A 12,837-nucleotide genomic window follows, 5' to 3' on the forward strand; every position below is an offset into this window, starting at 1 on the left:
CACATTGAGGCAAGGGAACGGCACCAAATGAACGACCTGACCAAATTCACCAACCAGCTCGCCAAGCCCGAGACCTTCGACCAGATCCAGATCGGTCTGGCGAGCCCCGAGCGCATCCGCAGCTGGTCCTTCGGCGAGATCAAGAAGCCGGAAACCATCAACTACCGCACGTTCAAGCCCGAGCGTGACGGCCTGTTCTGCGCGCGCATCTTCGGCCCCGTGAAGGACTACGAGTGCCTGTGCGGCAAGTACAAGCGCATGAAGTACAAGGGCGTCGTCTGCGAAAAGTGCGGCGTCGAAGTCACCGTCACCAAGGTGCGCCGCGAGCGCATGGGCCACATCGAACTGGCCGCGCCGGTCGCGCACATCTGGTTCCTCAAGTCGTTGCCCTCGCGCATCGGCCTGCTGCTCGACATGCAGCTCAAGATCCTTGAGCGCATTCTCTACTTCGAAAGCTACGTGGTCACCGAGCCGGGCCTGACCCCGCTCGAGAAGTACCAGACGCTGACCGAGGACGAGCTGCTCGACGCGCAGGACGAGTACGGCGAAGACGCCTTCTCGGCCGGCATCGGCGCCGAGGCCGTCAAGCACATGCTGATGAACCTCGATCTCGAGCAGGAGCGCGACGATCTGCTGGAAGAGCTGCGGACGACCAAGTCCGAGCTCAAGCCCAAGAAGATCATCAAGCGCCTCAAGGTCGTGGAATCGTTCATCGATTCTGGCAATCGCCCCGAATGGATGATCCTCGACGTCGTGCCGGTCATCCCGCCCGAACTGCGCCCGCTGGTGCCGCTCGACGGTGGCCGCTTCGCGACTTCGGACCTCAACGACCTCTACCGTCGCGTCATCAACCGCAACAACCGCCTCAAGCGCCTGATCGAATTGCGCGCGCCGGACATCATCGTCCGCAACGAAAAGCGCATGCTGCAGGAAGCCGTTGACGCGCTGTTCGACAACGGCCGCCGTGGCCGCGTCATCACCGGCGCCAACAAGCGTCCGCTGAAGTCGCTGTCCGACATGCTCAAGGGCAAGCAGGGCCGCTTCCGCCAGAACCTGCTCGGCAAGCGCGTCGACTATTCGGGCCGTTCGGTCATCGTGACCGGGCCGGAACTCAAGCTGCACCAGTGCGGCCTGCCCAAGAAGATGGCGCTCGAACTGTTCAAGCCGTTCATCTACGCGCGTCTTGATGCCAAGGGTCTGTCGATGACCCTGAAGCAGGCCAAGAAGTGGGTCGAGAAGGAACGCAAGGAAGTCTGGGACATCCTTGACGAGGTGATCCGTGAACACCCGGTCATGCTGAACCGTGCGCCTACGCTGCACCGTCTCGGCATCCAGGCGTTCGAGCCGGTCCTGATCGAAGGCAAGGCGATCCAGCTGCACCCGCTCGTCTGCTCGGCCTTCAACGCCGACTTCGACGGTGACCAGATGGCCGTCCACGTGCCGCTCTCGCTGGAAGCCCAGCTCGAAGCACGCGTGCTGATGATGTCGACCAACAACATCCTCTCGCCCGCCAATGGCAAGCCGATCATCGTGCCTTCGCAGGACATGGTTCTCGGCATTTACTATCTGTCGATGGACCGCGCCGGCGAGCCGGGCGAAGGCATGATGCTGGCCGACATGGCCGAAGTGCACCAGGCGCTGGAGGCCAAGGCCGTCACGCTGCACTCGAAGATCATCGCCCGCGTTCCGCAGACCGACGAGAACGGCAAGCAGTACCTCAAGCGTTTCGAAACGACGCCGGGCCGCATGCTGATCGGCGAATGCTTGCCCAAGAGCCACAAGGTTCCGTTCGAGATCGTCAACCGCCTTCTCACCAAGAAGGAAATCGGCGACGTGATCGACCAGGTCTATCGCCACACCGGCCAGAAGGACACGGTGCTGTTCGCCGACGCCATCATGGCGCTGGGCTTCCGCAACGCGTTCAAGGCGGGCATCTCGTTCGGCAAGGATGACATGATCATCCCCGACAGCAAGGATGCGCTGGTTGCCGAGACCAAGGAACTGGTGGCCGACTACGAGCAGCAGTACCAGGACGGCCTGATCACCCAGCAGGAAAAGTACAACAAGGTGATCGACGCCTGGAGCCGCTGCGGCGACCAGGTGGCCAACGCCATGATGGAAGAGCTGAAGAGCTCGCCTGTTGACGAGGCGACCGGCCGTCAGAAGCCGATCAACGCGATCTACATGATGTCGCACTCGGGCGCTCGTGGCTCCCCGGCGCAGATGAAGCAGCTTGCGGGCATGCGCGGCCTGATGGCCAAGCCTTCGGGCGAGATCATCGAAACCCCGATCATCTCGAACTTCAAGGAAGGTCTGACCGTTCTTGAATACTTCAACTCGACCCACGGTGCTCGTAAGGGCCTCGCGGACACCGCGCTGAAGACCGCGAACTCGGGTTACCTGACCCGTCGTCTGGTCGACGTGTCGCAGGACTGCGTCGTGATCGAGGAAGACTGCGGCACCGAACGTGCGCTGGAAATGCGCGCGATCGTCCAGGGCGGTTCGACGATTGCCTCGCTGGGCGAGCGCATCCTCGGCCGTACCCTTGCCGAAGACCTGATCGAGGCGAAGTCGGGCGAAGTGATCGCGCAGAAGGGCGAACTGCTCGACGAAGCCGCGATTGCCCGCATCGAGGCCGCTGGCGTGCAGTCGGCCAAGATCCGCTCGCCGCTGGTCTGCGAAGCCCAGCAGGGCGTCTGCGGCACGTGCTATGGCCGTGACCTTGCCCGTGGTACGCCGGTCAACATCGGTGAAGCTGTCGGCGTCATCGCCGCGCAGTCGATCGGTGAGCCGGGCACCCAGCTGACCATGCGTACCTTCCACATCGGTGGCGCGGCGCAGGTCAACGAGCAGTCGCACCTCGAAGCGATCTCGGATGGTACCGTGGTCTACCGCGACATCCCGACGATTACCGACAAGCGCGGCCGTCGTCTGTCGCTGGCCCGCAACGGCGAAATCGTGGTCATGGACACCGAGGGCCGTGAGCGCGCGATCCACCGCGTGCCTTACGGTACCCACCTGCTGCACGAGAACGGCGCCATCATCTCGCAGGGCGATCGCCTGGCCGAGTGGGACCCGTTCACCCTGCCGGTGATCACCGAAAAGCCGGGCATCGTGCGCTATCAGGACCTTGTCGACGGCAAGACCCTGACCGAGCAGACCGACGAAGCCACCGGCATGTCGAGCCGCGTCGTCACCGAAAACCGTGCCGCCGGCCGGGGCAAGAAGGAGGACCTGCGTCCTCGCCTGACCCTGCTCGACGATGATTCGGGTGAAGCTGCACGCTACCTGATGGCACCGGGCACCACGCTCTCGGTCGAAGACGGCCAGCGCGTCGAAGCGGGTGACATCCTCGCCCGTGCTTCGCGCGAAGCCGCCAAGACCCGCGACATCACCGGCGGTCTGCCGCGCGTTGCCGAACTGTTCGAGGCCCGCAAGCCGAAGGACAACTCGATCATCGCCAAGATCGCCGGCCGCATCGAGTTCGTGCGTGACTACAAGGCCAAGCGCAAGATCGCGATTATCCCGAGGAGGGTGAACCGGTCGAGTACCTCGTGCCGAAGAGCCGCGTGATCGACGTGCAGGAAGGTGACTACGTCAAGAAGGGCGACAACCTGATCTCGGGCTCGCCCGATCCGCACGACATTCTGGAAGTGATGGGCGTCGAGGCTCTGGCCGAATACCTCGTCGCGGAAATCCAGGAAGTCTACCGCTTGCAGGGCGTGAAGATCAACGACAAGCACATCGAGGTGATCGTTCGCCAGATGCTGCAGAAGGTCGAGATCACCAACGGTGGCGACACCACCCTGCTGCCGGGCGAACAGGTCGACCTCGAGGAGATGCTCGAAACCAACGCCAAGCTGGAAGAAGGCCAGGTGCCCGCCGAAGGCAAGCCGGTGCTGCTCGGCATCACCAAGGCCTCGCTGCAGACGCGTTCGTTCATCTCGGCAGCGTCCTTCCAGGAAACCACCCGCGTGCTCACGCAGGCGGCCGTGGAAGGCAAGAAGGACTCGCTGATCGGTCTCAAGGAGAACGTGATCGTCGGGCGTCTCATCCCCGCCGGTACCGGTGCGGGCATGAACCGCCTGCGCGTCGCCGCCTCCTCGCGCGATGCCGCGTTGCGTGCGTCCTACCGCAAGCTCCAGGAATCGCTGATCGCTCCGGCGACGGCAGCCGAAGAGCATGCGGCCGAACTGGCGCAGGGCCCGGAAGCCGCGATCGGTGACGATCCGCTGGCAGCAGTCGAGGGCGAGACCCACGGCACTGACGCCGATGCCGGTGATTACCTGATCGAGGGCGACGAGGCGTAACGCTTCGCCGACCTGTCGGAACAGTCGAAGAGGCCCCGCCGGAGCGATCCGGCGGGGCTTTTTTGTTTACGGTTGCAAGTTCAGTGGGACATCTACGGTAGTAAAGGCCGCTATATCGCTGAAACTGCAACATAACCGCGATGGTCCATGCAATGTCCACCAAACCAAAGGGACATTGGCATGATCAGCGAGCAGACTTCGCGCGGGGCGAAACTTGTGGTCGCCCTGATACTGGCAGCGATCGTGATCGTTGGCATTGCGGTAAGCTACATCCGTTTCGGCGGGCCTCTCCACAAGGAGAACCTGCTGCAGGACGAGCTCCTTGCCGACATCCTGCCGCCGCCCGCGTTCGTCGTCGAACCCTATCTCCACGCCACCTGGACGCTGAGCGATCCCGGCCATGCTGCGCGCGCGCGTGCGGAACTGGCGGAAGAGCGCACGCTGTTCGAACAGCGCAAGGCCTATTGGCAGACCGCCCCGATCCCTGAGGAGCTGCGCGACGAGGTCTCGGCGACGATCGGCACCGCCGATGCCTTCTGGGCGGCGATCGACAAGCGCTTCCTGCCGGCACTCGCTGCGGGCGATCTGGAGACGATGACCCGCGTCCACCACGACGAACTGGCGTCCGCCTACCAGAAGCAGCATGACGCAGTGGAGCGACTGGTCGAGCATTCCACGGCCTATCGCACCTCGCTGATGGATCACGCCAACCGGCTCGTGATGGTGCTGATCGTCGCCTTTGCAGGCATCGCGCTGATGGTGTTTGCGATCGTCCTGCAGGCCGCGCGGATGATCCGCCAGCGCGTGGTGGCCCCGCTTGTCGAGACTGCCGACACCATGCAGCGCATGGCCGACGGCGATTATCGCGTCGAAGCTACAGGGGCCGAGCGCAATGACGAGATCGGCGTGATGGCGCGCGCCATTGCCGTCTTCCGGGAGAACGGCATTGCCCGGGCCAAGGCCCAGGAGGAGCAGCAGGCGGTTGTCGCGGCGCTCTCGGCGGGGCTCGACTGCATGGCGCGCCAGAACCTCGAGTATCGCATCGAGCAGCGCTTCCCCGGCGATTACGAGGAATTGCGGACGAACTACAACATCGCGGTGGATGCACTGGCATCGGCGATGCGCACCGTCAGGGTCGGCGCGGCGAGCGTCATGAGCTCGATTGCCGAGATCCGGGATGCCAGCGACGATCTGGCGCGACGGAACGAGCAGCAGGCATCGAGCCTCGCCCAGACCGCATCGGCCATGCACCGCGTGACCGGCAGCGTGCGGGAAACCGCGTCGGGGGCGAAGGACGTCAATGTCGCGATCAACTCTGCCCATGGCGAGGCCAGCAGCGGCGGCGAAGTGGTGCAGCAGGCCATTACCGCAATGGCCGCGATCGAAGCCTCGGCGCAGGAGATCAGCAAGATCATCTCGGTCATCGATGGCATAGCCTTCCAGACCAACCTGCTGGCCCTGAATGCGGGCGTCGAGGCGGCGCGCGCGGGCGAATCCGGCAAGGGCTTTGCCGTTGTCGCAACCGAAGTCCGCGCCTTGGCCCAGCGCTCTGCCGAGGCGGCCCAGAACATCAAGACCCTGATCGAGAACAGCACGAGCCAGGTGGAGGAAGGTGTCCGCTTGGTCGGGGAGACGGGCACACGCCTGACCGGGATTGTCGATCAGATCGCCGCGGTCGATGCGCTGGTCGCGCAGATTGCGCAGTCCGCGGCGCGGCAGGCGGAAAGTCTCGAACAGGTCAACGTGGAAGTGGCCGCGATGGACCGGATGACGCAGGCGAACGCGGCGATGGTGGAGGAATCCTCTGCGGCAACCCGCAGCTTGTCCTCAGAGGCTGAACGACTCACCGATCTGGTTGCGACCTTCCGCACGCGCGATGTCGAAAACAGGCCGGTGGAGGCGCCCAACCCGCACATCTTGCGGCGCACTTCAGCGTTGCAGGAGCACCTGCCGCCCCCCAGAATCCTGCGTTTCGGGACCTGAAAATGCAAAAAGGCCGGACGCCCATGGCATCCGGCCTCATGGTCAGTTGCTGGTTCGCGGTCAGCGGCCCTTGCGGTGCTCGCCCTTGACCCAGCGCACGGTGCCGGACGAGGCGCGCATCACCACGCTTTCGGTGGTCATCACGCCGCTCTTGTGGACCTTGACGCCTGCGAGCAGCGAGCCATCGGTGACGCCGGTTGCGGCAAAGATGCAGTCGCCCTTGGCCAGCTCGACCAGATCGTACTGCTTGTTCAGATCTTCGATGCCCCACTTGCGGGCGCGGGCCTTCTCGTCCTCGTTGCGGAACAGCAGGCGGCCCTTGAACTGCCCGCCGACGCAGCGCAGCGCGGCTGCGGCAAGCACGCCTTCGGGGGCGCCGCCGGTGCCCATGTACATGTCGACGCCGGTTTCCTCGTTGGTCACGGCAATAACGCCTGCCACGTCGCCATCGGGGATGAGCTTGATGCCACAGCCCAGCGCGCGCAGTTCCTCGATCAGTGCGGAGTGACGCGGGCGATCAAGCACGCAGACGTTGATGTCGCCCGGTGCCACGCCCTTGGCCGCAGCCACGGCCTTGACGTTCTCGGTCGGCGACTTGTCGAGGTCGATGATGCCATCGGGATAGCCTGGGCCACAGGCGAGCTTGTCCATGTACACGTCTGGCGCGTTGAGCAGGCCGCCTTCTTCGGCCACGGCCAAGACGGCCAGAGCGTTCGGGCCATCCTTGGCAGTGATGGTGGTGCCTTCGAGCGGGTCCAGGGCGATGTCGATCTTCGGACCCTTGCCCGGTGCCGCGCCGACCTTCTCGCCAATGTAGAGCATCGGCGCCTCGTCGCGCTCGCCCTCGCCGATCACCACGGTGCCGTCCATGTAGAGTTCGTTGAAGGCGGCGCGCATCGCCTCGACAGCGGCGGCGTCGGCGGCTTTCTCGTCACCGCGACCGATCAGCCGCGATGCGCCGATGGCGGCGGCTTCGGTCACGCGGACCATCTCGAGCACGAGCACGCGGTCGAGAACCTGGGAGGCGGCGGGATTGTTGGTCTTATCGGTCACGATGGCTCCAGCTTGGTCGGGTGGTGACGAACAGGGACGTACTTCGAAATCTGGTTCAGCCCGTGTGCAGCATATCACCGGCAGACCCGGCTCGACGCGGCACGCAAGCTGTGCAAACGTATGCGCAATCATCGCTATGTCGCGCAAAGGGCATTGCGTGGCAAAGATGACGCTGGTGTGACCTTGGCACTAGACGCGAGGTAAGGGTCTTGTCGAGACAGAGAGTGGCAGTTCTGGCAGGCCTTGCGCTTCTTTTTGGCGCATTGCCCGCGTCTGCGCAGGATCAAACGCCTGCGGCGGCTCCGGCGAAGCAGGGACCGGTCGTGCCTGGTGCCGCCACCAGCGATGCAGACGTTGCGCGCAACCTGCTGACCACCTCACAGACCCAGCGTTGCCGACCGATGCAGCGATCTGACGGCACGATCGTCGTCTGCGGCGGCAAGGAAGCCAGCGACCGTGAGCGCGTGCCGCTGCGTGACGAGACCGATGGCGCGAAGTCGACCGACGATGGCTTGCCCCGCGCGCCGAACGTCTCGGGCCTGCGCGATTGCAGCCGCGGATGCATCGGCCTCGGCGGGAAGCCCACCGAGATCTACATGTTCGATATCAAGGCGCTGCCGCCACCGCCGCCCGGATCGGACGCGGACCGCATCGCCAAGGGTGAGATCCCGGCGCCCTGAGAGCGCCGGAACACTCATTCACCCAGAATGTGCAGCACCAGCGGCGGCTCGGCCAGCACCGGCGAGCCATCGAGCAGGCGCAACGCTTCGGTGATGGCGCTTTCCGGCCCTTCGTGCGTGACCATCGAGACCATGACCGGCGCATTGTCGGCCCCGCCTTTCTGGATCAGGCTTTCGATCGAGACGCCGGCATCGCGCATCGCCGCGGTGATCTCGGCCAGAACACCGGGGCGATCCGCGACGTTGAAGCGGATATAGGCCTTGCCGGTGCGATGGCCGACCTCTGCGGGCGCTGCATGATCCAGCTCCGCCACGGGGATCGAGAACGGCGCACCGATATCGCCACGGGCAATGTCGATAAGGTCGGCCACGACCGCGCTGGCCGTGGGACCGTCACCGGCACCGGCGCCCTGGAACAGCAGGCGGCCGACGAAGTTGCCCTCTGCGACGACCGCATTCGTCGCGCCATCGACATGGGCAAGCGGGTGATCACGGTGGACGAGATGCGGATGGACCCGCTGGAACAGGCGGCGATTGCCGGCAGCGTCGATCTCGGTCTCGGCCATGCCGATCAGGCGGATATAGTAGCCGAGCGCATCGGCCTGCGCGATATCGGCCGCCAGCACGCGGCGAATGCCGGTCGCTGCGACCGGGGCGAAGTCTACCGCGGTGCCGAAGGCGATCGAGGAGAGGATCGAGAGCTTGTGTGCCGCATCGATCCCGTCGATGTCGAACGTCGGGTCGGCCTCGGCATAGCCCTTGGCCTGCGCTTCGGCGAGCACGTCGGCAAAGTCGCGGCCCGTATCCTCCATGGTCGAGAGGATGTAATTGCAGGTGCCGTTGAGGATGCCATAGATCCGCGCGATCTCGTTGGCGGCAACGCCTTCCTTCAGGCCCTTGATGACCGGGATGCCGCCCGCCACTGCCGCTTCGAACTTGAGCGCGACCTTGGCGGCTTCCGCCTTGGTGGCAAGTTCCACGCCGTGGTGCGCGATCATCGCCTTGTTGGCAGTGACCAGTGCCTTGCCCGCCTCGAACGTGGTGCGGGCCAAGGCGAGTGCCGGGCCATCCGCCCCGCCAACCAGCTCGACCACGACGTCGACATCGGGCCGTTCGCCGAGGATGACCATGTCGTCCTCCCAGGCATAGCGCGAGACATCGAAGCCGCGGTCCTTCTGGCGATTGCGCGCGCTGACGGTGGTAATGACGATGGGGCGGCCCGCACGCCTTGCGATGAGGTCCGCATTGGCCTCGATCAACCGGATTACCCCGCCGCCGACCGTGCCCAGCCCGGCCAGCGCGATGCGCAAAGGTTCGCTCATGTCATTCCCGTCCGCTGAAACTTGCAGATTCTGCGCGGCGGGCCTTAGGAGACATGAGCGAGGCGGGCAACCTCGCGTTTGCTCAGCGCTCCACTGCGGGCCGGCTGCGGCTGCACTCGCCGAGCTGGGCGACGACGAAGGCGTAATCCTCCGCTGCCGCGCGGACGTGCGCGGCGCTGCCGGACAGGCTTGCACCCGGCGGCATCTGCGCGGGCAGGCTGCAGGCGAGGCGATACCAGGTCAGCGTGTCACGCGCGGGGGGGCGGGCGGCCTGATCGACGATCTCGGACAGGCTGACTCCCCAAGTCCGCTCCATGCCCGGGCGACGGACGACCGAGAGCGACACGGGCGCGTTGTGCTGGGTCTGCAGGAACACCTGCGTCTCGCCTTCGCCGACGAGATTGCCGGGGACATGCAGGACTTCGCGGACGCCCTTGATCCGCGGCGGCGCGTCGGGCGAGAGCATCTCGGTGAGGATCGCGCGGGTCCGCATCTCGGTTTCGCCCGACCACGGCAGCTGCGCGCCGGCATCGACAAGGCTGATTTCTCCGGGACGGCCGGGCACGGTCCGCGCAAACAGCAGCATGACGGCCTTGGAAAGCTTCGGGACCTTGCCCCGTGCATCGAGCGGAACATCGGCAAGATAGCGCACGGTCTCGCCCATGGCGGGGCCGGTCAGCACGGTCTGGGTCCGGGCTTCGATCAGGACGCGCGCCATGCCCGGCGCCACGCCGGGGCCTGTTCGGGCTTGAGGCGCGATGCCTTGCGCACCTGGACGCGCAGCACCGTTTCGGCAGCGTCGGCCAGCGAGGCAAGGTCGGCGTATGTCAAAGAGGGAGTGGTGCTTGCCGTGACAGCGCCGTCAACAGGCCGAATCGCTGGCTGCGTAGCCATCGCCGACGAGCCTGCGAATCCTGAAAAGAGCATTGCGCAGGCAACGGCAGGGAGCACAGCATTCGATACAAACCTAGGCATGATTGGGTCTCCGGCGGAATCCGCGCTTCGTTTCTGGCTGATTTCAGGCAGTGCAACCATGAATCACGAGTTAACGGATAAAGCATTTGCGCGCCTTTGGCTTCGCCGTTAAAGATGCGCCCGTTCGGGCAATCCAAAACAAGCAGCCCGACGCTTGCCGCCGCCAAACCCCCTGGTTTGATGTCGGCGGACCGGGTTGCCGGCAGGGTGGATTGAAATTTGCTGGATTGGCCTTCGGGCAGGACGGTGATCCTGCGCGCGGGCACCACCTTGGTCAGGGCCGTCAAGCGCGTGCTCCGGGCCCGGGTGGGCGATCAGGAGTATTGGAGCTGAATGGCATACGCTGACCAACAGATGAGCGGTAACAAGATCACCGCGCTCATCGTCGTTGCGATTCTTCATGTCGCCGTTGGCTACGCGCTCGTTACGGGCCTGGCTCAAGAGGCGTTCAAGAAGGTCAAAGAGGTGACCTCGGCGGTCAACATCGAGGAAGAGAAGCCGCCGGAGGAGCCGCCGCCGCCGCCGCCTCCGAAGGAGAACACGCCGCCGCCGCCGATCGTCGCGCCTCCGCCGCCGATCAGCTTCAACGCGCCGGCGCCCCAGGTCCAGACGGTCAATGAAGCACCGCCGATTCCGGCTCCGCCGGCACCGGTTGCGCTTCCCGCGCCGCCTGCCGCTCCGCCCCCGCCGCGTTTCCAGCCCAAGGGCGCTGCGCCCAAGGGCAACCCCGGCAACTGGGCGACGTCGAACGACTACCCCTCGCGTGCGCTTCGCGAAGAGCGTGAAGGCACCACGGGTTTCCGTGTCACGGTCGGTACCGACGGCAAGGTGACGGACTGCCAGATCACCAGATCTTCCGGCAGCCCGGATCTTGACGAGGCGACCTGCGCCAACGTCCGCCGCCGCGCGCGTTTCACGCCCGCGACCGACGGTGAAGGCCAGCCGACCACGGGCTCGTATTCGAACTCGATCCGCTGGGTCATCCCGAAGGATTGATCCGGTAGCGGAACTGACACGAGAGCCTGGTCCAACCGGCACTCACGCACTTTGATTTGAATTGAAGAGGAAGACTCGCAATGTTCATCTACGCTCTTGCTGCCGCCGCTGGCGCCGCAGCGCCGCAGAAGTCCTTCGGCATCAAGGAAGCCCTGTTCCCGAATGGTCAGCCGAACTGGATCGGCATCGCCACCCTCGTGATCCTCGCGATCATGTCGTTCGGCTCGTTCTACATCCTGTTCACCAAGCTCATGGAGCAGAACAAGATCATCGGCCAGTACAAGAACATCGGCACGTTCTGGCGCGCTCCTTCGCTGCGTGAAGGCGCTGCGAAGCTCGAGAAGAACTCGGCATGGCGCCAGATCGTCGACGACGGCATCGCCGCCGAAGACCAGCACGGCAAGATGACCGACGCCATGGAAGCCCATGACTGGCTGCACGGTTCGCTCGCCCGTTCGGAAGCGTTCGTGAACGCTCGCCTCGCCGGCGGCCTTCCTTTCCTCGCCACCGTCGGTGCAACCGCTCCGTTCATCGGTCTGTTCGGTACCGTGGTCGGCATCTACAACGCGCTGATCAACATCGGTCTCGCTGGTTCGGCCTCGATCGACAAGGTCGCCGGTCCGGTCGGTGAAGCTCTGATCATGACCGCGCTGGGTCTGCTCGTCGCCGTTCCGGCCGTGCTTGCCTACAACTGGCTGCAGGCTCGCAACAAGAAGATCGCCGAGCTGCTTTCGGGCTTCTCGACCGACATCCTGGCGAACATCAACTCGAAGGGCGCTGTGAAGCCTGCTCTTCCGGCTGCTCCGGCCACCCCGGCCGCTCCGGTCAAGAAGTAAGCAAAGAACCGGGCCGGAGGCTCACCCTTCGGCCCCTTTCCGGAAACGCGAGTCCACAGGCCGGAGCCAGTTCTCCGGATCGCTCCGGCCCCACTCGCGGCTCAAAACGGATAGGATGTAACCCATGGCAATGTCTGTAGGCGGCGCTGGCGGAGAAGAACGCCCGATGTCGGACATCAACACCACGCCGCTCGTGGACGTGATGTTGGTGCTGCTGATCATCTTCCTCATCGCGGTGCCCGTCGCGATCCAGTCGATCGAAAAGCTCAAGGTCCCCATTCTTGTCAGCGAGGAATCGCAGGACAAGGTCGAAAACCTGATGCTTTCGGTCGTCTCGACGGACGCCGCAGGCCGTAGCCCGAAGGAACCCGGTTACGAGGGTTCTTCGCGCACCGGCCAGTGCCGCGTCTATTTCAACAACATCACCCCGGTGGACAACCAGGAGCTGTACCAGCAGGCTTTCAATCGCCTCGATGCGATCGTGAAGCGTGAAGGCGGCGCCGCTAACATGGACCCCGAGAAGATCCCCGAAGTGCATATCCGTGGCGACGTGAACGTGCCGTGGAAGTGCATCGCTGGTGCGATCTACAACGTCCAGTCCGCTGGCTATCCGAAAGTCGGCTTCATCTCGACGCCGGTCGATCCGGGCTAAACCCGGACCCTCGACAGGCCCAGAGAGCGA

10 protein-coding genes and 1 pseudogene are annotated in these 12,837 nt (G+C 64.7%); 6 read left to right on the plus strand and 5 right to left on the minus strand.

Features of this window, described 5'->3' with window-relative positions:
- The first annotated feature begins 27 nt into the window (after window positions 1-27).
- Window positions 28-4,310: pseudogene (gene rpoC, locus C7W88_RS06035) on the plus strand (DNA-directed RNA polymerase subunit beta').
- Window positions 4,311-4,490: 180 nt separating this feature from the next.
- Window positions 4,491-6,293: a methyl-accepting chemotaxis protein gene (locus C7W88_RS06040; protein ID WP_118072874.1), complete on the plus strand. Its 1,803-nt coding sequence runs from the start codon at window positions 4,491-4,493 to the stop codon at window positions 6,291-6,293.
- A 60-nt stretch (window positions 6,294-6,353) separates the two neighbouring features.
- Here C7W88_RS06040 and glpX read toward each other — a convergent pair whose 3' ends face one another.
- The gene (gene glpX / locus C7W88_RS06045) at window positions 6,354-7,346 is read right to left on the minus strand and encodes a class II fructose-bisphosphatase (protein WP_118072875.1); all 993 of its coding nucleotides are present in this window, start codon (window positions 7,344-7,346) and stop codon (window positions 6,354-6,356) included.
- A 224-nt stretch (window positions 7,347-7,570) separates the two neighbouring features.
- Between glpX and C7W88_RS06050 the strand changes: the two genes are divergently transcribed.
- Window positions 7,571-8,026, plus strand: coding sequence for a hypothetical protein (locus C7W88_RS06050; protein ID WP_118072876.1), 456 nt, complete (start codon window positions 7,571-7,573; stop codon window positions 8,024-8,026).
- Between the two features lie 14 nt (window positions 8,027-8,040).
- Here C7W88_RS06050 and C7W88_RS06055 read toward each other — a convergent pair whose 3' ends face one another.
- The 4 genes from C7W88_RS06055 to C7W88_RS23535 form a co-directional block, all read right to left on the minus strand.
- The gene (locus C7W88_RS06055) at window positions 8,041-9,348 is read right to left on the minus strand and encodes a homoserine dehydrogenase (RefSeq protein ID WP_118072877.1); all 1,308 of its coding nucleotides are present in this window, start codon (window positions 9,346-9,348) and stop codon (window positions 8,041-8,043) included.
- Window positions 9,349-9,430: 82 nt separating this feature from the next.
- Window positions 9,431-10,066 carry a hypothetical protein gene (locus C7W88_RS06060; RefSeq protein ID WP_240344855.1) on the minus strand — a complete coding sequence of 212 codons (636 nt, stop codon included), beginning with the start codon at window positions 10,064-10,066 and terminating at the stop codon, window positions 9,431-9,433.
- Window positions 10,051-10,179: a hypothetical protein gene (locus C7W88_RS24340; protein WP_255418797.1), complete on the minus strand. Its 129-nt coding sequence runs from the start codon at window positions 10,177-10,179 to the stop codon at window positions 10,051-10,053. Before C7W88_RS24340 ends, C7W88_RS06060 begins: the two co-directional genes overlap by 16 nt.
- Window positions 10,176-10,610 (minus strand): hypothetical protein, encoded by a 435-nt coding sequence (locus tag C7W88_RS23535; protein WP_240344856.1) that lies wholly within the window; start codon window positions 10,608-10,610, stop codon window positions 10,176-10,178. The genes C7W88_RS24340 and C7W88_RS23535 overlap by 4 nt, the downstream gene beginning before the upstream one ends.
- Before the next feature lie 46 nt (window positions 10,611-10,656).
- On the opposite strand from C7W88_RS23535, the gene C7W88_RS06065 reads away from it, so the two are divergent.
- The 3 genes from C7W88_RS06065 (at window position 10,657) to C7W88_RS06075 (ending at window position 12,807) form a co-directional block, all read left to right on the plus strand.
- The gene (locus C7W88_RS06065; RefSeq protein ID WP_039333390.1) at window positions 10,657-11,319 is read left to right on the plus strand and encodes an energy transducer TonB; all 663 of its coding nucleotides are present in this window, start codon (window positions 10,657-10,659) and stop codon (window positions 11,317-11,319) included.
- An 80-nt stretch (window positions 11,320-11,399) separates the two neighbouring features.
- The gene (locus C7W88_RS06070; RefSeq protein WP_039333391.1) at window positions 11,400-12,155 is read left to right on the plus strand and encodes a MotA/TolQ/ExbB proton channel family protein; all 756 of its coding nucleotides are present in this window, start codon (window positions 11,400-11,402) and stop codon (window positions 12,153-12,155) included.
- Between the two features lie 124 nt (window positions 12,156-12,279).
- On the plus strand, window positions 12,280-12,807 hold the full coding sequence (locus C7W88_RS06075) for a biopolymer transporter ExbD (RefSeq protein WP_118072878.1): 528 nt from the start codon (window positions 12,280-12,282) through the stop codon (window positions 12,805-12,807).
- Window positions 12,808-12,837: the final 30 nt, after the last annotated feature.

The organism is Novosphingobium sp. THN1 (assembly GCF_003454795.1).
In the GTDB taxonomy this organism is placed as follows: domain Bacteria; phylum Pseudomonadota; class Alphaproteobacteria; order Sphingomonadales; family Sphingomonadaceae; genus Novosphingobium.